This is a genomic window from Ruminococcus sp. J1101004sp1_RTP21198st1_B9_RTP21198_201120 (assembly GCF_040924245.1).
GTDB lineage: Bacteria > Bacillota > Clostridia > Lachnospirales > Lachnospiraceae > Blautia_A > Blautia_A faecis.
On sequence record NZ_JBCOMI010000040.1, the window covers coordinates 1 to 26358 of the forward strand.

Below are 26358 nucleotides of genomic sequence, written 5' to 3' on the forward strand. Positions count from 1 at the left end.
TCTGGTTGGCTAAACCTTGGATAAACCGGAATCCCACCGGCTTGACTACACACCCTTAGCTGGGCGCACAACTGGAAGTTTTACTTGTGGCGATAGGCCACAATCTATATAAATATCAGAAAAAAAAGATGAGAAACAGAACTGCCGCATAGATTCAAAAAAAGAATTTCTATGGGGTAGGGGAAGTGCGCTTTCTTTGCGCATGATTTCAATCATTTATACACAACAGGTACAAAAAGGGAGATGCGAAAAAACTCAATCGAGTTTTTTCACATCCCCTTTTTCCCTATACCACGTTACGTTCCATCATTACGCCCAGTAAATTCTGCATCCAGTTTCATGGCTCATATGAACCGGATGGCCAGGTGTATGCTCTGGCATATAAAATACATCATGGTATTCGTTTCTGGCCAGAAGCTTTCCATCCTGCTCTATCCACAGTGCAACATTATAGACGTTTCCACTGTGAATCGTTCCGTCAAAATCCCAGAGCTTTGTGAGAGAATCCTCTGCTATGACAATGCTTTTCACATCCTCAGCTACTACTTTGCCTGTTTCGTCAGTAATGCTGTAGCCTACCTGGCAGGTTCCAAGCGGATAACTGTAATCGTTTACTGCATAAATTGCATCCAGCTTGTCTTTAAATTTTAAAAATATTCCAATTGGCATATTGCTTTCCAGCACAGCCTGCAGACCCTTTTTCGGAAGCCCCCAGTAATCATAAATTCCGTAAAATGTTTGCGGACACATATCATTAAATAAGAACTGTACATAGCCTGCGTTTGGTTTATACTTCTGCATACGGTAATGTTCAATAAAATATTTCAGTAAATAATATTGATACTGTCCGATTGAATCCAAATTTTCCAGTATTGGCTGTAAACGGCGGTAAACGGGTGGCATTTTTTTCAGGTTATCGATACATGGCGGTGCATCAAAGCCGAACTCTGTATTCATTTTTTCTGTTGTTCCATAGATATCACTGTAATGCCCCTCTGCACCGTCCAGTGAACCGGTATAGTTATGACTGTCTCCGCTGTCTGGATCATTTACGCAGAAGGAACCTTTAATGACCGGACGACTTGGATCATGCTCGCATACTGCTGCAAACAGCTTTGGACCTGGGCTTACCTTCATTGCATCACAGTCAGCCCGATCCATATCCGGAGTTGGATTTAATGTAAGATTACCTGGTTCATTCATGCAGATCCAGCAAAACAGAGAAGGATGTTTTTTTAGCATATCGACAGTTTCCAGGTAAATATGGATAAAACGGTCTGCAAATGCTTCGTCCACCGGATGCATCCAGTTATATTCAGAATCATGCATAATTCCAAGGCCAAGTTCATCACATAGCTCATAGAAAACTGGAAGGTCTACGTGTACGTGTACACGAAGCATATTAAAGCCGCTGTTTTTTATTTGCAGCAAGTCTCTGCGATAACGTTCTTCGTTCATTGCAGAAACATATGCATCTGGAAAATAGGCTGTTCCTCTCATGTAGAAATCTTTTCCATTTAAAATAAATTTTGTCATTTCCGGTGTGCGATGCATCTCAATTTTCCGGAAACCAGTTGTCTCTTCGTAAGATTCCATTACTGAGCCATCTTTTGCACAGAGAGCAACTTTTACCCGGTAGACAAAAGGCGTTCCTTTATCCCATGTATTCCAGAGACGGACATGAGAGAGTATTCCATCCAGGCTGGCAACGGTCGGTTCAGGGTCATTGCATGACTGTGTGCCGACCAGATCCTCATTCTTTAAAAAGACTACTGCTCCGGTAAAGCAGTCTGTAATACTCCACTTCAAAGACGCAGTTTCCAGATTCTTTATCTTAACTTTCAAATGCAGACTGGCATTCTCCAGCGTATCATCCAGCTGATAAGAAAATTCCGGGTTTTCTGCAAAGCCAGCTCCCTTTTGTATTTTCAGGCTGACGCTTCCATAAATGCCGACCGGATTTACATCTCTTTGAATGAACGTGTCAGAATGCTCATAAGTACCTTTTACCATATTTCGGTAGATTAAAAAGGTACGCCGTTCCTGTCGGTTTGCTGCAACCTCGTCATCCCATGGTGACCAGACTTTTACGATCAGTCGGTTCTTTCCGTTTCTCTGTACTGCCTCGTCTAGTGAAAAAGAAAATGGAGCTGAATATCCTTCATGACTACCAAGGTATACACCATTCAACCAAACTTTGCAGTAATAATCCACATTTGTAAAACAAAGTTCTATATGTTCTTCTGCTCCAAGTGCCAGTTCAAACTCTTTTTTATACCACCATGGGGCATCATTAAAATATCGCAGTTCTCTTCCCCAGTACGGATGCTCCGAAAAAAGGAGCTGTAGGTGCTTTAATTCTGGCAGTGGCTCCCATTCTGAAATTTGTGGCCCCTGCAGTGTCATAAAATCCTCACGTTCTGGCAGGCCAAGCTGCTCACACGTATCATGTACATCCTGTAAAATATTCCAGTTCTTTGATAAATCCAGTTTCATATATCCTCCTGTATTCAGCTCTTGACAGCACCTGCTGCCATGCCCTCCATTACCTGTTTATTTAAAAAGAAATATACTATAATTGTCGGAAGAATTGCAATTACGATTGCTGAAAAGGTAGCACCCCAGTCTCTGCGTCCCATTTCACCAACAAAAGCGTTTAGTCCGATTGGAAGAGTTTTCATCTCGTCTTTTGTCATAAACGTATTTGCATAAGTAAACTCATTCCAGATTGACACAAAGTTATAGATAACCACTGTGACAGTGGAATTTTTTGCCATTGGAAATACTATCTGCCTGAAAATCCTAAAATTACCTGCTCCGTCAATTGCTCCCGCCTCCAGCAGTTCATTCGGTATGTATTTCATGAATCCAACATACAGGAAAATACACATTGGCAGACTGAAGCCTATCTGTGGCAGAATAACGGCAGCATAGGTATTACGCAATCCCAACGTATTATAAGTCTGGAACATTGGGATCAGACATGAAAATGTGGGAATCATCATGCCAAGTAAAAAAAAGGTTAATACCTTTTCGCTCTGTTTGAAGCGAATTTTGCTGATCGCATAGGCCGCCGGTGCACTTAGTACTACGATACCAAACAGTGTACATATAGCTACAACCACACTGTTAAGAAAATAGCGCACGAGACTGGACTGCGTAAACGCTTTGATATAATTTCCAAGATAAAAGCTACCAGGAAGCGCATATGGCGCAGAACCGGCAATTTCCTCTGGTGTTTTTAAGCTCGCTATAAGAACCCAAAATACCGGGTAACTTTGCAGCACTACAAAAAAGATAATGAAGATTAGAAATATTATTTTTGTTTTCTTACCTGCCTGTAACGTTTCCATCTAATCCCCCCCATCAATCACTGAATTTTTTCTGAATCAGTTTAACGATTCCTACGGCTATTAATGATTCAATCAAAATAAATACCGCAAGCGTACTTCCATAGCCGAAGTTTGACATACTGAATGCCGTTTTATACATATAGGTTGCCACAAGTTCTGTTGCATTACCAGGACCACCTCCGGTCAGGATGTAAGATACATCAAATCCCTTCAGACAGCCGTTTACAAGAATGACCAGAACCACAAAAAACATATTTTTAATTGCCGGAAGTTTGACAAAGAAATATGCCTGTATCCAGTTGCATCCATCAATATACGCAGCCTCTATGGTGTCTTTGGAAACATTCATCAGTGCGGCATAAAAAATAACCATATATAATCCACAGAATTTGTATCCATCAATCAGAGTCACCCATGTTAGTGCATATTTAAAATCAGATAAAAAAGCTATTGGTTTGAGATGCATCAGCTTCATCAGTGCCGGTATTACACCGAGTGGCTGAACTGACAGCAGTTTTTCAAAGATCTTGCAGACCGCCATAGATGAAATAATACAGGGAATGAAGTACAATACCCGGAATAGATTGGACCCCTTTTTAATTCCGGAAAGAAGGGTAGCCATTAAAAGTCCCATAAACATCTGAAAGACTGTGCCGAGCAACAGGAAAAACATATTATTCAAAAAAGCAGTTCGCAAATTTTTATCTGACAGCATTCGGCTGTAATTTTTCAAGCCTGCAAATGTTTTTTCTCCGATTCCATTCCAGTCCATAAAGCTGTAGCCAATAGTTTGAAGCATTGGGAAAAGAACAATCGACACATAAACCACAAGTGCGGGCAATAAAAAAAGCCATGGTTCTATTTTTCTTTTTGGCTTCATATTTGTCTTCCTTTCTGATATCCAGGGCTTTTGATTTTCAAAAGCCCCGAATGCTGTTTCTCTGTCTTATTTCTGATTTTTTACATATTCATCCATATTTGCAGCCCACTCTTCAGGAGTTTCCTGACCAAGTGCAAGGATGACGGTCTCTTTTTCCAGCGGCTCTACAAGTGCAGAATCAATAACTACATCCCAGCATTTTGCATACTCCTTCACATTGGACACATCCTCAATGATCTGCTGATATACCTTTGGAAGACTCTGCATTGTTTCTTCATCTGGCATTACGGATGGAAGCTGATTGTAAGAAAGACTTGCATCTGCATAATGTTCAAGAAGGTATTTCATCCACGCTTTCATCTCGTCATCCACAGCATCGGTGCGAATCGCAGTTCCAATACCGGAGTTTGCAAAGAAGTCGGTTGCTGTTGTCACATCTGCATCTGAATATGTTGGCATAGTGAAGTATCCAATATTATCTTTAATGTTTTCGTCCTCACCAATCATATCTGCCTGATCAAGTGCCCATGTACCATTATACATAATTGCTGCCTGTCCGGAAGCAAAGAGATCAATCATTGTATCGTAATCTGCACTGCTCCAGCCTTCCTGGAAGTACTGTGCAATATCCTGAATAAACTGTGCTCCTTTCAGTCCTGCTTCTTCACCAAAAGATCCTTCTCCGGATACTGCATTTTCAATATATTCATTTCCTGTCAGTCGGAATGGAACCTGTGCAAAGTAGCGGAGGATTGGCCAGTCACCACCCATTGCAATCGGAATAATTTCCTGATCCTGTAACAGTTTGCAATCTGCAAGTAACTCATCAAATGTTTTTGGAGTTTCCGTAATTCCAGCCTGCTCAAACAGATCTTTGTTGTAGAAGAAATATTCGGTGTTGCACTGCAGCGTCATCAGATTCAGACTGCCATCTGAAAGTCTTGCGTATTCCTTCGAGATTGGGAAAATCTGGTCATACATTCCAAGCTCTTTGTACAAATCTTCAAAGGAATAGGCTTTTCCGTCTGCAACAATATCTGCGAACCAGGTATCCGGATCGGAGTCAAACCACTCAGGCAATTCATCGCTTGCTGCCAGAATTTTCAGTTTCTGCAGATATGCAGTACGATCTGAAATATTCTCAATTTCAAAATTAAAGTCCAGATCAGGATTCTCTTCCTGGTACTGCTTGGCAATATCCTGTATTGCCAAAATTGCTGATTCAGATGCACTTCTGGATGACAGCCAGTTAATATTCAGTTCACGTTCTGCTGCATTTACTGTTACTCCAAATATAGAAGATGCCATGGCAGCTGTTAATGCTGCGATAAGTATTCTTTTTTTCATTACGATTTCTCCCTTTTAATTTAATTTTTTGTTCCTGAATATACTTCAAACCGGTTTAATTTTTTTCTGGAACTCTTTGTTGTCTTAATTATAATAAAATACGAATCTCTCCGGAATGGAGAAAATTCGTATTATTGGTAAAATCTTAAGTTGTCTTTAGATAGTTGCTGCTCACATTCTGATACTGTTTCGGTGATACACCGAAATATTTTATGAAGCACTTACTGAAGTAACTGACATCGAAAAATCCGACTCTTTGAGCTACTTCTGTCACATTGTAATTCGTTCTTTGGAAAAGCTTGCCGGCCATTTCCATTCGTGTCTGTAAAATATATGCTCCAATCGTTGTATCTGTCTGTTTCTTAAAAAGAAAGCACATATACTGAAGATTGACATCCAGTGCATCCGCAATCTGCTCAAGGCACAATTCATCATCCTGATAATGTGCCTTGATGTATTCCTTTGTTCTTCTCACAATGGCAGAATTGCTGCTATTCTTTGAAAGATGTACCTGCTGTAAAATCTGTTCTCCATAGCGAATGAGTTCCGTCTGAATTTCTGAGACAGAACTGATTTCTATATAATCACTGGAAAAAAGCTTGCTGTTTTTTTCAACCGTTTCTGTCACTCCGTATTCCATAGCGAAATCCAGCAACGCAGACGACACCTGGTTGATCTGCAGCAAAAACTGTTCCCGAGATGGCTGGAGCAATGCAAGAGAGTCTGCAAATGTCCGCAGCATTTCTTTTACTAGGCTCCTCTGATTTTGTCGCATAGCAGCAACCAGCCGTTGGATAAAATCATCATTTTGCAGCAGATAGCCGTTTTCCTGCTGCTCTTCAGTGGCATCCTCTACGTAAAAAACGCCGGAATGTTCATAAAAACACCGTTTTCGTTCCAACGCAAACGCTTCAATATAGGAGTCATAAAGCTGATTGGCTTCTGTATAAAATCCTCCAATTACAGCAGTGGTTCCAAGATCGCCCTCCGGGTCACATACCTCAATCGTTTTTTTCAGCAGCGACCGAATCCACTCTGCATCATAAGGTGATTCACATATTCCTACAAGAAGGCAGAGCGATTTCTGGAAATTAATGTAACTGATGCAGCAGTTTTTTTCTCCAAGTAGTTCACAAAACACATTTTCTACCGTAAAGTAGTAAAGCTCATAATCTGTTTTTTTCCAGTTGCCCGGTAAATGATTAACCCGGTAAAGTATGGCGACATGGCGCTTGGCATCCAGTCGATAGCCCACCTCAGAAGCAAGCTTCTGCATTCCCTCCTGATCCTTATCTTTTCTTACAAACTGTGATGCTGCAAAATGTCTCATATAATTTTGATAGTTTCGCTTTTTTTTATCCAGCACCTCCAGATTTTGATCCTTTTTCACTTCCTGATCGATTCGTTCACTGGTTTGCCTGAGACTCTTATGCAGACTCTCGACTGTCACAGGCTTCAGCAGAAAATCCTGTACTCCCATCTGAATGGCTTTCTGCGCATACTCAAACTTGTCATAACCGGAAATGATAATAAAGCGGGTCTGAAGTGCTTGTTTCTGTATATATGAAATTACATCAAAGCCTGTCATCTGTGGCATACTGATGTCGATCAAAATAATTTCCGGATGATACTGTTCAATCAGCTCGATACCAAGCTTTCCGTTTCCGGCGTCACCTACCACAGTAAATTCATCCTTAAAGCTCCTGACATATTTTATTAACGCCTGTCTGAAAAAATACTCATCATCAATAATAACGATTTTCTTCATATTGCTTTCTCCCCGCTGTTTCTTGGTCTCTTTCCAGTATAGACGATGCTGTTTCGTCTAAATGTTCCAGTTTCGGAATCCGTAATATCACGATTGTCCCTTTCCCTGGTTCACTTTCCAAGCGGATGCCGTATTCGGTTCCATATAAAAGTCGCACACGCCTGTTGATGCTGAATAATCCGAAAGAACCCTTTTCCTCTCCACGGGCTTCGTCAAGATTCTTATTCAGCTGACGGAGTTTTTCCGGTTCAATTCCGTTTCCATCATCCTTTACGGTAATTACAACAGTATCCGCTGCATTTTTTATGCTCAGTGAGACGAAACACATACGACCATCTGATGCTGTTCCGTGAACAATCGCATTCTCCAGAATCGGTTGCAGAGTCAATTTTGGAATTACGTACTGTTCCGTTTCCTTTTCACATACGATTTCGTAATCAAAATACTCCATGTGGCGTAATTTTTCAATGTATAAATACTGTTTTACCATATCAATTTCTGTAGCAATGGTTATAATATTGGATCCCTTGCTTAACGAATTGCGATAGAATCTGGCAAGTGTAGAAATTGCTTCGCCTGCCTCATCATAAATACCAAGATCTATCATAGATTTGATCATTTCAAGCGTATTGTACAGAAAATGAGGTTTAATCTGCTCCTGTATCAACCGAAACTGATAGTCATTTTTTTCACGTTCTTCTTCATAAATGGTTTGTAAAAGCTGTTGTGTCTGTTCGGCAAATGTATTATACCCACGGTATAAAATCTGGATTTCTTCGGAAGTTCCAGGCACTTCTACCGGTGCATAGGCTTCTTTTACTACATTCTTCATGACCTCACTCAGATCCAGGATTGGCCCAGATATGGCTCTGGCATTCCACCAGGATAAAAGTGCAAAAAACAGAATCACCAGTAAATTACAGATAAAAAAGATCCTTGCAAACAAATGCTGTTCTTTCATCAGCTCATCCATTGGAATCACATGAATGAGCTTCCAGTCTGGCAGTGACATTTGTGTTGAGCAATAGACAACATTTTCCTTGGTTAAATAGTCCTGTGTTTCCAGATTCTCTACATCCCTCTTGGAAAAGGGAAAGGCTTCCCGTATGGTTTTTCCTGTGTAATTCAGGTCCGATGCAAGTAAAATAGTATTTTCCTGATCCGTTATGTAAAACGTAACCTCGCTGTTATTTGGCCTGTAGTTTACAAATGGCGAGGCTATAGTTGATGCTTCGATGAAAAACATAAGGTATCCATAAGTTTCTCTTGTATTTAAATCAACAATCGGCTTTGATATCAAAAAAACATATTTTCCGTTTTCCTTTAATGTTTCTCTTGCAGGCAAATAAAAATAAGGACCTGTTATCATCGCCTGTGATATGCTCCCTTCTAGGTAGACAAGCTCTCGCCTGGTACTGCTTACTGCAAGCTGCGAAAAATATTTTTGTGAAGAAAACTGAAACACCCCCATAATGAGCAACATAATTCCTAAAAAACATCCAACAAAAGAGAAAAAAATCCGGTTTCTCAATTTTGCAAACCATTTTTGTACTTTTGTCATAATTTCCTCCATTTTCATGATCTGTACTGCTTTTCTTAATTTTTATTATAACCAGTTTATATCTGTTTCTCAATCAATAATTTCCCACAAACTAGGGTGTGTTTGGAAAATGCTTTCTGCAAGATGTGCGTCACAGCTTGTGGAACCTTTGTCCCGCAAAGTGAGGAATGCAGATTCCAGAAAGGAGCAGATGTTTCATGGATGAAGTGTTAGATGAGCGCAAAAGAAAAATGTGAAGATAAAAAAGATGAAAGCGAAGAGTGTAAAGAAACAGATGGTATTCAATATAGCGATAATGATATAAATAATTTTATAAATAAAGCAAAGAAGATTATGCTGGAAAGATATTGTGAATTAGAAAATGGGTCATTAAGAAAGGATGATGAGGAAAGAGATAACATACGTCGTTATATATTACAAAAATATCCAACGGTTGTAGAGAAATATAAAAGTCATCATAATCGCTAGTTTCACGCTCTTGTTTCAATCTTCCCAGCTTTTTTCCGATTTCTCTTGGAAAAATATCTGTTGCAACATATGTCTTATTAAAATATGCAACAGCATCTTTATGTCTCTTAAAATCTACCTCTTCTAAAGCCAATACCGCCTTCACCGCATAAAAAGCGGCATAGTAGCTACGGTTTATTGAATCCTTATAATGTTGACTTTCCAGACATAACGCAGATACCCCCAACGTCTCGATTGCGCTTCTCATGCGATATATACACAAATCAACTTTCTTTTCACTCACTGACTACTACCCCCTCATCTCTCACATTTCGATAAAAAGGTAACGTATCTACCCAATATTCATACTGTTCTTCATTTTTGATAACCGGAGATATTTCAATTCCTGTGCTCATCTCCACATCAAAAGCCAGATCGTAAATATCATTTTTAATAGCTCTGATTTCCTCGTCAGACAATTTTACCAGTATCATAATATCTACGTCAGAATTATCTCGGTAATCGCCCCTGGCATATGAACCATATACAATAACTTTTGTCAGCTTTTCACCCAGCATACGCTTCACTTCCTGGGAAAATTTATATATAATACTACTTACATTTTCTGGCATACAATCACTTCCTTACTGATAAATGGTTCCCGTGTTCTCTTTTTCTCAGTATAGCATATTTTTCTATAATATTTCCACTTATTTTGCTTTTAATGCAATTACACTGAAACAGATAAAAACAGGTCAATCCATAGGTCAATTTTATCTGGACACCTCCGCCAGCCCTTATTTTATGGGCATTCCAGCCTAAAAGTATAGCGGACTCTGACTCCGTCATTTCAAGGTTCGAATCCTTGTAGCCCTGCTAAGTGGAGCACCTCAGATGAGGTGCTTTTTTCGTATTATGAAAGTCCCGGAAGCCGCGTAGTTACTGGCTTTCTGGGACTTTTAAAATTTTTTCTGAAATTGAACTAATCCATTTTTAAAGGATTATCTAATACATAGTACAAAGAAATATACTCATCACCATTTCATTCCATTCTCTAATGATTAGTCTATCTGTTTCAAGAACAACACCTGTTAAATCAACATTTGCATTCATAAATCTATCACTCCTCAATCCAATTGCTCGGTCAGTTATATTTCGGTATTTCCAGACTCTAATCAATCTTCTATAATTCCCCAATTACTTCATGCTGCCACCATTCCCTGTCTGTATCAAAATAACGTATCACCCTGCATGGATTTCCTACTGCAACACAATTAGGAGGGATAGGGCGGGTAACTACGCTTCCAGCCCCTATCACGCTGTTTTCTCCTATAGTGACTCCGGGAAGAAGAATACAGCCGCCGCCAATCCAGACATTGTTTTCTATCTCTATCGGACGTGCATAGGTTCTGAAAAATGTTGTCTTGCGTTCCCTCCAATCCGGCACAAGCCTTTCCTGTGGCAATACAGGGTGCGAAGATGTATACATCTGCACATTTGACGCGATCAATACCCTGTCACCAATCCGGATAGTTTTATTATCCACAAAGGTACAATTCATATTGATTATCACATCATTTCCCAAAAATATATTTTTCCCATAGTCACAATGAAAAGGCGTGTCGATTACCACGTTTTCTCCTATTCCACCCAATAGCTCCCGAAGAAAGGAAGTGCGTTTTTCTATATCTCCATAATCAGAAAAATAATATTCCCGTGTTAATTCCCTTGTGCGGGCAATCTGCTTTAACGTATCACTGCCCGCAGTTTCCAAAAAATCACTGGATTCGTAATACACAATATCCCTCCTTAACGAAAACTGTTTTCCACAACACCCGGAAGCAGAGAATAGATAGAACAGCCGATCTGATTTTCAAACTGTTCTTTAATCTCTAAAATCTTTTTCCACCTGTCTATTGTCGCTGTGTGAACACCGTACCGTATTGTCACGTCTACAAATCTCTTTTCCAAAAGACAGAACCCCGTCGGCATAGCCAATGCGTCACATAACTGTACAAGACGGTCATAATCATCATATACCGCATTTGCAACAAATTCTTTCATAAACAGGTAATCCTGATCACTGACATCAAACTCACCAATAGATGTAGCAATATCCTGTATCATAAATGCGTGGGATATACATATCTGTGCAGCTTTTTCCCATCCGCGCTCCATACAGTACCGATAGCCGTCTATCAGATGCCTTTCCGAACTCACTCCGGCATAGCGTCCAATATCATGCAACAGCCCGAAAATATATGCCTGTTCAGAAGATAAATCTTTACAATGTGATGCGATGTTTTTACAGGCTTCGGCTACAAACCGGGAATGATCTGCCCATGCTCCCGGATTGGATTCTGACGCTTCCCTTAATGCCAATTCTGCGGTCTGAATATTTAGTTTTACCACTTTGCGCTCACCTCCTGTAAATTGCTGATTTACTTTACAGGTATCATTATAATGCAAAAGACATAGGAAAAATATTTCTATTTCGCCATTACCTATCACTATTCTGCCATTTTTTTCTATATTCTATAGGTGAACAATGTGCATATTCTCGAAAAACCTTTCCAAAATAACTGCTACTACCTAAACCACACTCATGACTGATAACAGTAACAGCTTCCTGCCCCTTTGCCAACCTCTGACAGGCAACTTGTAAACGGTAAGTTGTTATATACTCGACGGGTGTCATGTGCAGACAGTCATGGAACACTCTATAGCATTCCCTTTCGCTTAAATATGCTGCCGCAGCAAGTTCCGGAATAGATATTTTTTCTCTGTAATGTTCATGAATGTATATCATCAGCAGCTTTATTTTATCGTTGCTTTTGTTATGTTCCCCTTTCTTTTCACGCATAGAACGAGAAAGTTCAAAAAACATGAGCCATATTTCCGTTAGGGCTTCCCGCAGTTTTATTTCATATCCAAATTCATCACTGGATAAACGAAATGAGGCAGCAAGCAGTTTCAAAATCCTTTCTTCTTCTGCATTGCCTGGAAAAAGCGGGATTACCTCGATCTGCGGGGCTGTTATGACAGGTGCAATATATTTTTGTTCAATCCTGCTTCCCTGTTCTCCGGCAAGTAAGGAAACATCGAAAATATGAAGTAGCTGTATATTCTTTTCTCTCTGCGATATTGCTTTTGTCATATGGAGTACATTGGGATTTATCATGCCACCGCTTCCAGCCGGAAACAATATTTTTCCTCCTGGCGTATCATATTCAATGCTGCCGCTTTCCATATAAAAAAGTTCCACTGTCCTGTGCCAGTGCCACGGTACATAACCCCCTATATACTTGTCGAGTTCTGCCCTCGAAGCGATATAGGGAAAATCTTTTTCAAAACCGGGAAGCAATTCTTCCTTGCTTCCAGTATAAAATTCAATGCTATGGATATTTTTCATGTCTGTTCACCTACACATCCGGGATTTTGTATCTGTTTTATGGATTAAATATACTGGTGTGGATACAAGAGAGTGCAGCCGATGCTTTGAATACGGATTGCAAAATCAAGCCATTTATCGTTCATTTTTACGCCTCTCAATAGCTGTAATTCTTTACCTGGAACAGGTTACTTCTCCATCCTCTTTGCTATAGTCAAACTTCCCATCATTTTTCTCTTCCAAAGCTTTTATCATATGGTAGGTATATTCATTATACGGCGTAGGAATCCCAAGTTCCCGCCCCATGCGGACCAACGCGCCTGAGAACATATCAATCTCCGTATGGCGTCCCGCATCCAGATCCTGCAGTGTGGAATATCTGGCTGATGGAGGAACGGCACTTCCATGTCCAGAGGATGCAGCAGCCTTACTTATATCGATTCCTTTTGCAGAAGCAATGGCCTCCAACTCTCTTCTAAGTCCGTCGCTGATTGCTTTCATATGAACGCTGTTCTGGTAACAGCCAACTCCTGCCCCTAAAATTGCCTGGGGCAGATTATTGCATACATTCAGCCGGAATTTGCTCCACATTTCTTCCCTGATATATTCTGTAGAGCGATAATGCAGTCCGGTATCTGCAAAAAGAGCCTCAATGGCCTGCACACGTTCACTGTCATAGGGTACGCAAGGCTCTCCGAAAATAATGCCAATGGTGGTTTCCGGGTTAAAACAATATCCATTTTCCTCTTTATGGGAAGCAACTTTTATTACCGAATAGATCACATGGGAAGCTCCAATTTCATCGGAAATCAATTTCTCACTGTCCACGCCGTTCATAAGACTCATGACCGTGGTATTCTCTCCTGTAACCTGGCGGATGCTGTCCATTGCACCTGGCAGCGCTCCATATTTCAAAGACACGATCAGCAGGTCTACCCCTTTTGCTTCCTGAGGTGTCCATACTTCTGGATGATAAACCTCATCATTGATCGTGCAGCCTTTTTTCAATTTCTCCGCACGCTTACCCTCTGCAAGAACTCCCAGCCGGATATCCTTCCGCCTGGAAAGCCCCCATATCACATAAGACCCAACCGCACCTGCGCCAAAAACTGCAACTGTTTTTATCTTCATTGTCTTAACCTCCCATGTATATTTTCCCTTCTAGACAGATATTACTATTTTATCATTATCTGATAAAAACTCCATGCAAAAATTCTTGCTTTTTTCTACTTGACTCCACAAACCAGGCGGTCTATCCTTTAAACAGACATAAGATTGAAAATCTTTTCGCAACATATTTTACCATTTATTTTTTTGGGGGATTTTTTCATATGAAAGTTGTCATTGCAATTGATTCTTTAAAAGGAAGCTTAAGCTCAATAGAGGCCGGAATGGCTATCAAGGAAGGAGTTCTTCGGGCAAAGCCGGATGCCAGGATCGTGGTAAAACCTCTCGCAGACGGCGGAGAGGGAACTACTGATGCCTTGATCGAAGGCATGAACGGAGAGCGGATCGATCTGACCGTCACCGGACCTATGCATGCTCCAGTCAATGCTTATTATGGATATTTGAAAGACAGCAATACCGCTGTTATGGAAATGGCTTCCGCTGCCGGAATCACACTGGTTCCAGATGATACAAAGGATCCTCTTCTTGCTACCAGCTACGGTGTGGGCGAAATGATAAACCATGCCCTCCAGAAGGGTTGCCGCAATTTTATCATTGGAATCGGCGGAAGCGCCACCAACGACGGCGGCATCGGTATGTTAAAAGCTCTTGGCGTACGTTTTTTGGATGAAAATGATGTGGATGCAGGCGAAGGCGGACAGGCACTGGCGAAGGTTTCCAGAATCGACATTTCCGGCCTGAATCCGCTTTTAAGAGAAGCTCATATTCAGGTGGCATGCGATGTGAATAACCCTCTTTGCGGTGAAATTGGTTCCACATATGTTTACGGTCCGCAAAAAGGTGTGACAGAAAATCAGAAAAAGCAATTAGATGAAGATATGGCACATTTTGCGCAAATCACTTCCCAAGCTCTGGGAACGGATTACTGCAACACCCCTGGTGCCGGTGCTGCCGGAGGGCTTGGCTTCGCCTTTCTCTCCTACCTGGGGGCAACGCTGACGCCTGGTATCGAACTGATTTTGAGTGCTGTAGGACTGGAACAGGAACTTTCTGATGCAGACGTGGTAGTCACCGGTGAAGGCCGCCTGGATTTTCAGACAGCCATGGGAAAAGCCCCTGTAGGCGTAGCGAAGCTGGCAAAAAAACACTATGCAAAGGTTATCGCATTTGCCGGAAGTGTCACAAAGGAAGCAGCCGCCTGCAATAAAGAGGGAATTGATGCTTTTTTCCCAATTTTACGAAATGTCTGCACACTTGCGGAGGCTATGGATCCTGCCACTGCAAAAAACAATATGACAGCCACTGCCGAGCAGGTGTTCCGGCTGCTTTAAAGCGTAATTAATCTTTTCCTGCTCTGGATATACTGCAAAGTGGGGCGTGCAGATTGCGGGAATGATTTTTCAAACACGCTCTACTGGCTATCTAACGCTTCATTTCAAAATCCTGTCCTATACTATGATGCATCTCGATTGTCTGTTGAATTTCCTGAGGGTCTGTCCATAACATATCCCCACTGACGGTATTTTTCATAGCACTGGCTGCATTTCCATACTCCAACGCATCCTGACAGTTTCCATTTTCTTTTAATAATCCGTATAAGAAACCGGAAATATACGCATCTCCGCTTCCGATTCTATCTACAACCTCAATTTTCTCATAAGGTTTTTCTTCATAATAGCTGTCTGTTTTTTTCTCATAAATTACGGAACCAAAAGTATGAGACTTTGGACTATGCACGATTCTCTGGGTTGCTGCAACCACAGCGATATCGTATTCATCAGAAAAACTTTTCAGGATTTCTTTTATGTCCCCTGTTTTTCCAAATGTAAGATTAGCTGTGGATTCTGAACAGAAAAAAATGTCTACGATAGGCAAAATCTTTGTAATGCAGTCTCTTGCCTCATCTCCGGTCCACAAATTCCCCCTGAAATTTACATCAAATGAGATCAATGCACCTTTTTCTTTGAATTTTTTCATCATTTCAATAGCATTTTCCCTTACCGGACCGCCAAGTCCCAGAGTGATTCCGCTGGTATGGAAGCATCTTGTATTTTCATACATTTCTTCTGGAAAATCTTCTAAAGATAATTTATTCACAGAAGAATACTTGCGGTCGTAAACCACCTGCGGTTTACGAGGATCTGCTCCATATTCATAATAGTAAATTCCCAGTCTGGAATCTGCACTGTCATCTCCAGCCAGGTAATCCGTGTCAACACCGTTTCTTCTGATCTCCCTTTTCGCATAATTTCCAATGGCATGAGATGGAATCTTGGAGATAATACCTGTAGTAAGCCCCAGGTTGGCTGCGCCAACAGCTACATTTAATTCTGCCCCGCCCAACTGTTTCTCAAATCTGGTGCCCTGGGCTAAACGCTCGTTTCCTTCTGGCGATAAACGAAGAAGCACTTCACCTAATGCCAGCATATCAAATTTTTTTCCCATTTTATTATCCTCTTATATCCTCTACGATTTTTGCAGCTTCTCTGGTCAACTTCTCAATTTCGTCAAATCTGCCTTCTGTGATCAGTTTGCCTTTTACCATCCAGCTTCCTCCACAGGCAAAAATGCGGTCATATTCCAGATATTTTTTTACATTCTCCGGATTGATTCCGCCTGTTGGCATAAAACTTAAGGAAGTATACGGTGCTGCCATTGCCTTGATAAATGCCAGTCCACCAGCTTGCTCCGCCGGGAAAAATTTAATTACGGAAAGGCCTCTGCGTACTGCCTGGGCCGCCTCAGATGGTGTGATGCAGCCTGGAAGTACCGGAATCTTTTTCTCAATACAGTAATCGACAATTTCCGGGTCAAAGCCAGGGCTTACAATAAATTCAGCACCTGCATGAACAGAACGGTCTACCTGCTCTACAGTGAGTACAGTTCCTGCTCCAACCAGCATCTCCGGGTGTGCTTCTTTCATAAGGCGGATGGCTTCACCTGCCGCTGCAGTTCTGAACGTTACCTCTGCACAGGCAAGTCCTCCATTGCAAAGAGCATCCGCCAGCGGCACTGCATCTTTCTCATTTTCAATTACTACAACCGGTACAATTCCCATTTTTTTAATTTTTTCCAATACTGTGTTCATACTTTCTCCTTTTTCACCACTTAATTACTACGAAAATCCCGTCTAACAATAGACATGATCGTTTCGTGAATATATCAAATTCATCATACCATTTTTTTATTTTCAACAGATAAGCTCTATTTTTTAGCAGATATTTCTTTTTTATTGTAGAATTCATCTGATGTGCTTATAATATATCTCACCATACTCTATTTGCAATATGTAATTACTACCAATTATTCCCTTCATTTTTAGGTTATTTTTCCATTTTGACAGTTCTTTTTTACAAGTTTCCTGTAACTATAACCTTTTGCTTTGGTTTGTCATAAAATATTCCCTGTAAAATCATTTTGACATTCCATTTAAAGCATGATAATATAATTAGTATAAAAAAGGTGCTACTGATAGACGGTTAGTCCGATTTTATGTATACACAAAGTAGTCGCTCAGTTTGTCGGACCGGGGCGGCTATTTTTGTGGCTTATTAGTATCTTTGCCGAATGTGTATCCGGCACAAAAGCAAGTAATGCCAAAACTCATTACTGCAATAAAGTCCAAAATACTCATTGGCTTAGCCCTCCTTTCCGTTTGATTCCCTTCCGGTTTTCTATGTAATCAGAGGGTCACAGTCCCTCTGCCGAAGGACTAACCGCCTACCGTTATGGTAGCGCCCAAATATAATTATATCAGTTGTATTCTTTTTTTACAATTAGTAATCGTCTCTAATTTCTGCTTATCTCAAAAGATAAATTTTCTATTCCCCCAGCGTCAACATCGTATCAATACAAGCCTTCGCCTTCACTCTCACATTCTCATCCAGCTTGATCTCTTCTCCGCCCTGACCACAGACGCAATTATAGACATCCATCAAGGTTGTCAGTTTCATATTGTGGCATACGCAGTCCTTTGACAGCGGATAAAATTTCTTGTCCGGGCACTCGTACTGAAGATGCTGAACAATGCTGTTCTCGGTACCGATAATAAATTCTTTTGCATCGCTTTCCTTGGCATATTTCATAATTCCAGTTGTACTTCCGATATAATCTGCCATTGCAGAAACCTCTGGCAGACACTCCGGATGAACCAGTAACTTCGCTTCCGGATGAGCGCCTCTGGCTTTTTTCACATCTCTTACAGACATTCTAAGATGGGTTGGGCATCCCCCGTGAACGAACTTGAACGTTTTTTGCGGAACCTGCTTCTCCACCCATGCGCCAAGGTTGCAGTCCGGGATAAACAGGATCTTGTCATTGTCGATATTGTTCACAATCTTCAACGCAGAAGAAGAAGTTACGCACACATCACAGATTGTTTTCAGTTCGGAAGTGGTATTAATGTAAGCCACAACCGTGTAGTCCGGATTGGACTCCTTCAGTGCGGAAAGCATCTCCACATCCAGCTGCTCTGCCATTGGACATCCCGCGCCGCTGTTGGAAAGGTAAACTGTTTTCTCCGGGGAAAGGATTTTTACTGTTTCTGCCATAAATCTTACACCACACATCAGCACGTTCTTCTGCGGAGCCTTAGCAGCCTGCTGGCTCAGTCCATAAGAATCACCTGTGTAATCTGCTACCTCCAGAATCTCATGGCTCTGGTATGCATGCGCCAGAATGCAGATATCTTTTTCCTTCTTTAAACGCAGAATTTCATCCTGCAGCTGTCTTGTTGTCATCATAATCGTTTTTCACTCCTGTGTTTTCATTTATTCCGGAACTTTAATTTTCCATGTATACCCGAATGTGTTCTTAAATATCTTCTTACCCTCATTGGCTGCTAATAGCTCCACTCTTTTCGGACATTTTCTTAGGATTATATTACCTGCCGTCCTCACTGTCAATAAAAAAGTTTACAGCTATCTTGTCAATTGTAAAGTTTAGTGATATACTACAGGGCATGTCGTTCGGAAAATTTGAATCCGCGCGCACAATTGCAATCATTCACAGAGAAATTTTATAAGCCTGCGCTTCAGATTATTTTTGCAAAATTTCTCTGTACACCAAATTTATCCACGAAAAAAGGACCATCAATTATGAAAACAGATATCCTCATCGCAGGAAGCGGCTGCTCCGGTCTTTACTGTGCCCTCCAGCTTCCCCGCGACAAAAAAATCACCGTCATCACCAAGTCCGACCTTACCAGTAACGATTCCTTTCTCGCCCAGGGCGGCATGTGCATGCTGAAAGAACAGTCCGACTATGACAGCTTTTTCGAAGACACCATGAAAGCCGGACACTACGAAAATGACAAAAAATCCGTAGAGATCATGATCAAAACCTCCCCGGAGATTGTCAGGGATCTTGTCTCTTACGGTGCCCAGTTCGAGCGAAACGAAGACGGCAGCCTTGCCTACACCAAAGAAGGCGCCCATTCCTCCAACCGTATTATTTTCCACGAGGATGTAACCGGAAAAGAGATCACCAGCACCCTGCTCCGCGAAGTCCAGAAGCTTTCCAATGTAGAACTTCTGGAATACACCACCCTGGTTGATATTCTGGAAAAAGACAACCACTGCTACGGCGCTGTGATCCGCCGTCCAGATGGTTCCCTTGACACCGTTACTGCAACCTATACCGTTCTGGCCAGCGGAGGGGTAGGTGGACTTTACAGACATTCCACCAACTTCCGCCACCTTACCGGCGACGCACTTGCTATTGCAGGTAAGCATAATATTGAACTGCAGAACCCGGATTACGTGCAGATCCACCCTACCACCTTCTACACCAGACATCCGGAAGACCGCAGCTTTCTGATTTCCGAATCTGTCCGTGGCGAAGGTGCCAGACTTTACGACAAAAACATGAACCGTTTCGTAAACGAGCTGCTGCCCCGTGATCTTCTTTCCCAGAAAATTCACGAACAGATGGCAAAAGACGGCACCGACTTTGTCTGGGAAGACCTGCGCACCATCCCGGCAGAAACTCTTCGCCACCATTTTCCAAACATTGTTGAACACTGCAGGGAAATGGGCTATGATGTTTTCAAGGAATGTATCCCGGTTGTTCCGGCACAGCATTATTTCATGGGCGGCGTAAAAGTGGATTATCAGAGCCGTTCTTCTATGGAAAATCTCTATGTAGTAGGAGAAGCTGCCTGCAACGGTGTCCATGGCAAAAATCGCCTGGCAAGCAACTCCCTGCTGGAAAGCCTTGTTTTCGCAAGACGGGCAGCGCGGGATATGGCAGAGCATGATCTTAAGAATGCTTCACATCAGAATGTCAGCGAAATTGCTGATTACCTTGCTTCCCACGTAGACTTCACCCCATACCAGGACATCCAGACTCTGGCCGAAACTTATCACCATCTTGCCACACAGGCCATCACCCTTGGCCAAAATCCAGAAGGCAGAAAGGAATTTTTATATGTATGATCAGGTAACTCTCGGATTAAATGTTGATCCGTTCATTTTAAGCGCATTAAAAGAAGATATCACAAGCGAAGACGTATCCACTAACAGCGTTATGCCCAATCCCACCCCAGGCGTTGTAGATCTTATCTGCAAAGAAGATGGAATCATCTGCGGACTCCAGGTTTTTGAGCGTGTTTTCACACTTCTGGATTCATCCACCAGAACTGAATTCTATGTAAAAGACGGAGACCACGTAGAAAATAAACAGCTTGTAGGAAAAATTTACGGAGATATCCGTGTGCTCCTTTGCGGAGAAAGAACCGCCCTCAACTATCTCCAGAGAATGAGCGGAATCGCCACCTACACAAGCCAGGTTGCAGCTCTTCTTGAGGGAACCGGGATCAAGCTTCTTGACACCAGAAAAACCACCCCGAACAACCGTATTTTCGAGAAATATTCCGTTCGCGTAGGCGGCGGCAATAACCACCGCTATAATCTTTCCGACGGCGTTCTTCTCAAGGACAATCACATTGGTGCTGCAGGAGGCGTAAAACAGGCCATCTCCATGGCAAAAGCCTACGCTCCTTTTGTCCGCAAAATTGAAATAGAGGTAGAAAACCTGGATATGGTAAAAGAGGCAGTAGAAGCTGGTGCGGACATTATCATGCTGGATAATATGACCACTGAACAGCTGAAAGAATCCATCGACTACATTGCCGGACGTGCCGAAATTGAAGTTTCCGGAAATGTAACAAAAGAAAATATTGCCAGACTCACTGGTTTGGGTGTAAATTATGTATCAAGCGGAGCACTTACACATTCTGCTCCTATTATGGATTTATCTATGAAGAATCTTCATCCGGTGGAGTAAGCCCTATTCGGCTGAACTCCCCCACCGACAGTAATTATCAGAATGGAAGTCACCTGTTTCCCGCCATCAACACGTCCCAAAACATGTTTGACAAAGGCTCCACACGGTAACAGGTAACTTTCATCACAAACCAGCAGACAGGAGATAAAAAATGAAAGGTGAAGAAAGACGAAAACAACTTCTGAATATCCTATCTTCCAGCAATAATCCCGTTTCCGGCGGTACCTTAGCTAAGGAATTAAATGTAAGCCGCCAGATTATTGTCCAGGATATTTCTCTCCTGCGTGCCAACGGAGCTACCATTTTTTCCACCAACAAAGGCTATCTGCTCCAGGAGGACAGGAAATATTCCAGAGTTTTTAAGGTTTATCACACAGATGATCAGGTTGAAGAGGAATTAAGCACCATCGTAGACGCCGGCGGCCAGATTCGCGACGTATTCGTCTACCACAAGGTCTACGGCGTGCTGAAAGCTGACATGGGAATCAAATCCCGCCGCGACATCCGCGCCTACATGGAGGAAATCAGCACTGGCAAATCCAGCCTTCTGAAAAATGTAACCTCCGGCTACCACTATCACACCATCGACGCCGAAAGCGAAGAAATCCTGGATGCCATTCAGGAAGAACTTCAGCAGAAGGGGTTCCTTGCGAAATTACAGGACTACGAGCCCGTGGATTTCTGGGGCGGTCAGGAATAAAAACAAAAAAAGTTCAAGAACCAGGCTGAGCACACGTCTCATCCTGGTTCTTGTTATTCCAAAAGAATTTCAATCAACTCTGTTGTATTTAGAATATTTGAAAATATAAGGAAAACGCAATCTGTTACCTTCGTCTGACTATTTTGCTTTCCTGGTAATAGCGTTCCTTGTTCTTATACATTCTTTCATCTGCTTCTTTGGCAATGTCATAGATGTTATCCCATTCTTTCTCAGAACTGAAAACATATCCCCATGAGATTGTCATAGAATCCACCAGTTTCCCATGCCATTGTGCAACACGCCGGTCAAAGCTTTCTATTATGCTTTGAAATTCCTTTGTATTTCCGGTGATGATCACAACAAACTCATCTCCTCCGATTCTGTAGACATTTCCATACTTTCCAAAATTTTCCCTCATACAATCGGCCGCTGCACATATAAGTTCATCGCCTGCAGCATGTCCAAGAGAATCATTTGTATGTTTCAGGTTATTAAGATCCATGGAAATATATATCCATTCCTCGCGGAGATCAAGGTTGTTTATCCTTTCTTCGTATGCATGTCGGTTAAAGCATCTTGTAAGTTCATCTGTGTTTGATATGTACAGCAGTTTTTCTTTTTCATATTTTTCTTTCATAACTCTTGAAAGCATGTATAACATACAGCAGGAAGCCAATACAAGATACACGCCAACTATGAGAACCGCAAAAATATTTCCTTGCCGATAAAAGGAACTGTCTATAGTTACAGCTACAATATAGTCATCATACTGACTGAGTAAACATTTGCAGCGTTTTCCACCTATCCTTATGAGTCGGACATCTGTCTCGCCGCTTTTTTTATCAGATGATACAACAAGCCCTTCCAGTTTCACGCCTATCTGTCTGGAATCCGTAGCACCTTTTACAATTTTGGTCTCAGAGTCTGCCACAAAAATTTCTATTCCCTTATAAACAGGCATATCACTTACTACAGCGGAGATTTCATTTTGCTTTAGTTCTTTAAGCAGACGCTTTGGTTCGATGCCGATCTGGATCATTCTGGTACCGGCTTCGTTCCATGTAATGGCATACATCAGTTCCTTTCCTTCAGCGGTATTCGGAGTAACATCCTGACACATGGTAAGATTTTTATTTTTAAGCATGGGCTTAAAATATTCCATCTGCTCTCCGGAGTCAAAACTGAAGCCATAGTATTTTGGCAAAGTACCACTGTAGATATATCCGTTTTTATCAAACAGATGAATTTCGTCTACTAATATCAAATCTGCTATTTTCTGCAATTCTTCTACATCATATTCCACCTGTGGTTTTGCATCTATAATATAGGATACAGCCTTTGCTCTTACTATATAATCGTCCTTTAGCGATTCGATGAGTCCATTTTCACTATCATCATTTTTATTGAGCACGGTGATAACACGATCCAGCAGTACTTTTGACATCCTGTATGTATTACTGTCATTGACATACTTTAAAATTCCGGCTTCAAGCAATAATGCAATCGCAATGGTTGCAAACGCTAAAAAAACAAGCTTTTTTTTCTTCATAAATATATTTTATCATAATTTCCATATGTAAACCATACATAATTTGCATGAATTTTCTCCGAAATTACCGTTCGGTTACTGTTCACTCCGTTCACAGTAACGCGCTTCGCGATGCACAGAAATCATGCATTCGCATGATTTCGCGCCGCAATTCTCGGGTTTTCTGTGAACTTTGTTCACAAAAAACGCCTCGCGGAATGCTACCAGTGAACAGTAACACCGTTCGTTACTGCTCACTCCATTCACAGTAATGCGCTTTGCGATGCATAAAAAGACGAACCTTCTTGTGACAAGCACAAGAAGTAGCGTTCACAACCTGGCCGGCAACTCATAAGTTTTTTGTTATGTAAACCAATCATACTCGCCTAATTGCCTTTCAAAAACTGTTGAATATGATACCTTCTTATTGTCACGAGCAAAAAAATTACCTCATCTCGTGCGCATAATTCCCCCATATTTTCACATACTATCCATACACTACAAAATATGGAAACCCACAAAACAAACAAGCTCTATAGTGTGTTTAAAAAAGTCAATTGTTTCCCACAATTGCATCATAAAGTACAGGAGGAACAGATAAATGAAAGCCACAGGAATCGTAAGAAGAATAGATGATCTGGGCCGGGTGGTCATCCCAAAAGAAATCCGTCGGACCCTGCGAATCAAAGAAGGTACCCCACTTGAAATTTTCACCGACCGTGAAGGTGAAATCATTCTGAAAAAATACTCCCCAATCGGAGAGCTTAGCCTTTTTGCAAAAGAATACGCCGAGTCCCTCTCCCATTCCACCGGCATGCTTTCCTGCATCACCGACCACGACCAGGTAGTAGCTGCTGCCGGTCCGGGAAGTAAGGAATTCATTGGAAAATTGATCAGCAGCCAGCTGGAAGCTGTTATCAATGACAGAGAAGCCAAATGTCTTAGTGCCAAAGACCGTGGCAAAGTCCCTGTGGTGGATGAACAGCCAGCTCCATCCACATCCCAGGTCATCCAGCCCATCATAGCCGCCGGAGATGCTATCGGCAGTGTCATCCTCATGGGAAAAACCGACAAAGACATTCCCGGCGCCAGCGAAAAGCTTCTGGCGCAGACCGCCGCCGGGTTTCTTGGACGACAGATGGAACAATAATTTTGTTATCGCTGCAGTCAACGTCTCGATAGAGCCTGTTTGAAAAATTATTCCCGCAATCTGCCAGTGAACAGAAACTAAAAAACTGCTGTATCCATTTAGCCCTTCTTCAAAGTCCATTAAATGGTACAGCAGTTTTCGAATTTATATACCTCAACAATCCTGTTCTGTTTTCTCTTCAGATACAGTGCTACCCTGCTTGCCCTGATCCCGCATCTTCTGCCTCTGCCTGGTAATATCAAAATACTCCGGCGAAATAATCCCACGGGCAACCAGTGCATCAAAAACCTCCTTCTGCGACCGCGTCATCACCATACCCACAGTTGAATTATAATCTGTAAGCACACATCCTGTCTTCTCGATCATCCAGAACAGTGCCGAATCATTCTCCGGGATCATCTTCCAAATCTCCTTCTCCGGATATGGCAAAAGCGCCATCATGGTCTGAAGATGGCCCTTCTCCTCAATCAATCTGTAATCCCCATCCGGCATAATAACGCCATCTGAGAAATTCGGAATCTGATCAGCTTTCTGCAAAAGCTCCTCTGTAATCTTCACCACAAGTTACCCCCTGTAAATTATTTTTTAACGGACATGTCGCCTGTCGGCTACATCACCATATATGAAAGTCAGCTGTTCCGCGCCTATGGCGCTCCCACAGCTGCCGACATCATTTATTTTTCACAGCACCGCACATGTTTTCCCCTATTATACCATGCCGCTTATATAAGTGCCACCAATTTAAATTTTCTCATTTTCATGAATTAATGAATAACCTCCAATTTTCTGGACACCCTATAAATACAGACAGGTACAACAGCTGTGAACAGAATGTATGTAGAGGTGAAAAGAATATGAGGAAAAACAGAACAGCAAAATTTATTTTCAACGGCGCTCTCCTTGCAGTTATGGCAGTTCTCGGAGTGACCGCTTACCAGGTTGCAAACAAACCAGAACATATTCAGGAAGTGCTTCCATTGGAAAGCACCAAGGAAAATGACACTGCCAAAGCAGATGGAGCCAACTCAACTGATGATTCGTCCCTTGCAGAAGCAGGTACTAACATGGTAGAAGCAGATCTGGACGGAATTTCCGATACCGGAATCCTAGACAGTGAGTCTTTGATAAACCAATCAGATAATTCATCCGCAACAGACATGGCAAGCCTTGACAATACCGTGGACTTAACCAATTCTGCTGACATTAACGATACCGCTGATATTTCCAGCTCCTCTGACATTGGAGAAAGTACCAGCGTAAACGCCCAGATCTCCCTGCACAAAGGACCGGAAATCAACTTCTCGGAAGATACATTAATGGAGTGGCCGGTAAACGGACATGTTCTCATTGATTACAGCATGGATCAGAGTGTTTACTTCCCAACTCTGGATCAGTATAAACTGAGCCCTGCGATTTCCGTACAAGCAGTGGAAGGTGCCCCTGTAGTTTCCGCAGTAAACGGAACCGTATATTCGATTGAAAATAATGCCCAAACTGGCACTACCGTCACCATGGAGCTTGGAAACGGCTACCAGGCAATCTATGGTCAGCTTACTGATCTGGACGTTGCTGAAGGCGATACCGTCACCAAAGGTTCCATCATAGGCTATGTCGCAGCTCCTACCATTTATTACAGCGAAGAAGGCAGTAACCTGTACTTCGCCATGAAAAAAGACGGAGAACCAATCGACCCGATCACGTATCTGCCGTAAAAAAAATTCAGTCCATGAAATATCAACATTCACAAAAGTAAAAAAACAACGTATAATAAAGCAGGTGGGAAAATCCGCAGTCGGTACCTAAATCCTACCTGCTTTTTCC

24 protein-coding genes and 2 pseudogenes are annotated in these 26358 nt (G+C 41.9%); 8 read left to right on the forward strand and 18 right to left on the reverse strand.

Annotated features, from left to right (window positions below; translation table 11 throughout):
• Positions 1-309 precede the first annotated feature (309 nt).
• From AB5618_RS18845 to AB5618_RS18875, 7 genes are all read right to left on the reverse strand, one after another.
• Positions 310-2496, reverse strand: a complete 2187-nt coding sequence (locus AB5618_RS18845) for a sugar-binding domain-containing protein (protein ID WP_148463459.1) — start codon at positions 2494-2496, stop codon at positions 310-312.
• A gap of 14 nt (positions 2497-2510) precedes the next feature.
• Complete coding sequence (locus AB5618_RS18850; protein ID WP_148463458.1) at positions 2511-3353, reverse strand: carbohydrate ABC transporter permease; 843 nt, start codon at positions 3351-3353, stop codon at positions 2511-2513.
• A gap of 13 nt (positions 3354-3366) precedes the next feature.
• Positions 3367-4233 (reverse strand): carbohydrate ABC transporter permease, encoded by an 867-nt coding sequence (locus tag AB5618_RS18855; protein WP_148463457.1) that lies wholly within the window; start codon positions 4231-4233, stop codon positions 3367-3369.
• Between the two features lie 66 nt (positions 4234-4299).
• The gene (locus AB5618_RS18860) at positions 4300-5580 is read right to left on the reverse strand and encodes an extracellular solute-binding protein (RefSeq protein WP_148463456.1); all 1281 of its coding nucleotides are present in this window, start codon (positions 5578-5580) and stop codon (positions 4300-4302) included.
• 145 nt (positions 5581-5725) lie between these two features.
• Positions 5726-7348, reverse strand: coding sequence for a response regulator (locus tag AB5618_RS18865; RefSeq protein WP_368366981.1), 1623 nt, complete (start codon positions 7346-7348; stop codon positions 5726-5728).
• A complete protein-coding gene (locus tag AB5618_RS18870) occupies positions 7326-8909 on the reverse strand; it encodes a sensor histidine kinase (RefSeq protein WP_368366982.1) in 1584 nt (527 codons plus the stop codon). The genes AB5618_RS18865 and AB5618_RS18870 overlap by 23 nt, the downstream gene beginning before the upstream one ends.
• A 69-nt stretch (positions 8910-8978) precedes the next feature.
• Positions 8979-9068, reverse strand: a complete 90-nt coding sequence (locus AB5618_RS18875; protein WP_368072576.1) for a DUF6783 domain-containing protein — start codon at positions 9066-9068, stop codon at positions 8979-8981.
• A 54-nt stretch (positions 9069-9122) separates the two neighbouring features.
• On the opposite strand from AB5618_RS18875, the gene AB5618_RS18880 reads away from it, so the two are divergent.
• Positions 9123-9377, forward strand: a complete 255-nt coding sequence (locus AB5618_RS18880) for a hypothetical protein (RefSeq protein WP_226822672.1) — start codon at positions 9123-9125, stop codon at positions 9375-9377.
• 37 nt (positions 9378-9414) lie between these two features.
• On the opposite strand, the pseudogene AB5618_RS18885 reads toward AB5618_RS18880, so the two are convergent.
• The 6 genes and pseudogenes from AB5618_RS18885 to AB5618_RS18910 form a co-directional block, all read right to left on the reverse strand.
• A pseudogene (locus AB5618_RS18885) lies at positions 9415-9624 on the reverse strand (HEPN domain-containing protein); the annotation flags it as partial.
• A gap of 28 nt (positions 9625-9652) precedes the next feature.
• On the reverse strand, positions 9653-9988 hold the full coding sequence (locus tag AB5618_RS18890) for a nucleotidyltransferase domain-containing protein (RefSeq protein ID WP_148463452.1): 336 nt from the start codon (positions 9986-9988) through the stop codon (positions 9653-9655).
• A gap of 551 nt (positions 9989-10539) precedes the next feature.
• Positions 10540-11154 carry a sugar O-acetyltransferase gene (locus tag AB5618_RS18895; RefSeq protein WP_173774280.1) on the reverse strand — a complete coding sequence of 205 codons (615 nt, stop codon included), beginning with the start codon at positions 11152-11154 and terminating at the stop codon, positions 10540-10542.
• A gap of 11 nt (positions 11155-11165) precedes the next feature.
• Positions 11166-11768: an HD domain-containing protein gene (locus tag AB5618_RS18900; RefSeq protein WP_173774281.1), complete on the reverse strand. Its 603-nt coding sequence runs from the start codon at positions 11766-11768 to the stop codon at positions 11166-11168.
• Between the two features lie 88 nt (positions 11769-11856).
• Entirely contained in the window at positions 11857-12768 is a 912-nt protein-coding gene (locus AB5618_RS18905; RefSeq protein WP_173774279.1) for an AraC family transcriptional regulator, read from the reverse strand.
• A gap of 153 nt (positions 12769-12921) precedes the next feature.
• Positions 12922-13878: a ketopantoate reductase family protein gene (locus AB5618_RS18910; protein WP_173717478.1), complete on the reverse strand. Its 957-nt coding sequence runs from the start codon at positions 13876-13878 to the stop codon at positions 12922-12924.
• Positions 13879-14078: 200 nt separating this feature from the next.
• Here AB5618_RS18910 and AB5618_RS18915 point away from each other — a divergent pair, with 200 nt between their 5' ends.
• A complete protein-coding gene (locus AB5618_RS18915; protein WP_173774278.1) occupies positions 14079-15206 on the forward strand; it encodes a glycerate kinase in 1128 nt (375 codons plus the stop codon).
• A gap of 10 nt (positions 15207-15216) precedes the next feature.
• A pseudogene (locus AB5618_RS18920) lies at positions 15217-15294 on the forward strand (DUF6783 domain-containing protein); the annotation flags it as partial.
• A 3-nt stretch (positions 15295-15297) separates the two neighbouring features.
• Here the strand turns inward: AB5618_RS18920 and AB5618_RS18925 are convergent.
• The 3 genes from AB5618_RS18925 to nadA form a co-directional block, all read right to left on the reverse strand.
• Entirely contained in the window at positions 15298-16320 is a 1023-nt protein-coding gene (locus tag AB5618_RS18925) for a sugar kinase (protein ID WP_173717476.1), read from the reverse strand.
• A 4-nt stretch (positions 16321-16324) separates the two neighbouring features.
• The gene (locus AB5618_RS18930; RefSeq protein WP_173719490.1) at positions 16325-16963 is read right to left on the reverse strand and encodes a bifunctional 4-hydroxy-2-oxoglutarate aldolase/2-dehydro-3-deoxy-phosphogluconate aldolase; all 639 of its coding nucleotides are present in this window, start codon (positions 16961-16963) and stop codon (positions 16325-16327) included.
• A 733-nt stretch (positions 16964-17696) separates the two neighbouring features.
• The gene (gene nadA, locus AB5618_RS18935) at positions 17697-18614 is read right to left on the reverse strand and encodes a quinolinate synthase NadA (RefSeq protein WP_173770248.1); all 918 of its coding nucleotides are present in this window, start codon (positions 18612-18614) and stop codon (positions 17697-17699) included.
• A 357-nt stretch (positions 18615-18971) separates the two neighbouring features.
• Between nadA and AB5618_RS18940 the strand changes: the two genes are divergently transcribed.
• The 3 genes from AB5618_RS18940 to AB5618_RS18950 all read left to right on the forward strand — a co-directional run bounded on the left by AB5618_RS18940 (position 18972) and on the right by AB5618_RS18950 (position 21859).
• Positions 18972-20309, forward strand: coding sequence for an L-aspartate oxidase (locus AB5618_RS18940; protein ID WP_368366983.1), 1338 nt, complete (start codon positions 18972-18974; stop codon positions 20307-20309).
• The gene (gene nadC, locus AB5618_RS18945; RefSeq protein WP_148463442.1) at positions 20302-21159 is read left to right on the forward strand and encodes a carboxylating nicotinate-nucleotide diphosphorylase; all 858 of its coding nucleotides are present in this window, start codon (positions 20302-20304) and stop codon (positions 21157-21159) included. The genes AB5618_RS18940 and nadC overlap by 8 nt, the downstream gene beginning before the upstream one ends.
• A 151-nt stretch (positions 21160-21310) precedes the next feature.
• Complete coding sequence (locus AB5618_RS18950; RefSeq protein ID WP_173717472.1) at positions 21311-21859, forward strand: transcription repressor NadR; 549 nt, start codon at positions 21311-21313, stop codon at positions 21857-21859.
• 124 nt (positions 21860-21983) lie between these two features.
• Here the strand turns inward: AB5618_RS18950 and AB5618_RS18955 are convergent, their stop codons facing one another.
• Positions 21984-23408: a GGDEF domain-containing protein gene (locus AB5618_RS18955; RefSeq protein ID WP_173717471.1), complete on the reverse strand. Its 1425-nt coding sequence runs from the start codon at positions 23406-23408 to the stop codon at positions 21984-21986.
• A 580-nt stretch (positions 23409-23988) separates the two neighbouring features.
• Between AB5618_RS18955 and spoVT the strand changes: the two genes are divergently transcribed.
• Positions 23989-24537, forward strand: coding sequence for a stage V sporulation protein T (gene spoVT, locus AB5618_RS18960; protein WP_173717488.1), 549 nt, complete (start codon positions 23989-23991; stop codon positions 24535-24537).
• A gap of 153 nt (positions 24538-24690) precedes the next feature.
• Here spoVT and AB5618_RS18965 read toward each other — a convergent pair whose 3' ends face one another.
• Positions 24691-25095 carry a hypothetical protein gene (locus AB5618_RS18965; protein WP_118583229.1) on the reverse strand — a complete coding sequence of 135 codons (405 nt, stop codon included), beginning with the start codon at positions 25093-25095 and terminating at the stop codon, positions 24691-24693.
• A gap of 296 nt (positions 25096-25391) precedes the next feature.
• Here AB5618_RS18965 and AB5618_RS18970 point away from each other — a divergent pair, with 296 nt between their 5' ends.
• Positions 25392-26249, forward strand: coding sequence for a M23 family metallopeptidase (locus AB5618_RS18970; protein ID WP_173719532.1), 858 nt, complete (start codon positions 25392-25394; stop codon positions 26247-26249).
• Positions 26250-26358: the final 109 nt, after the last annotated feature.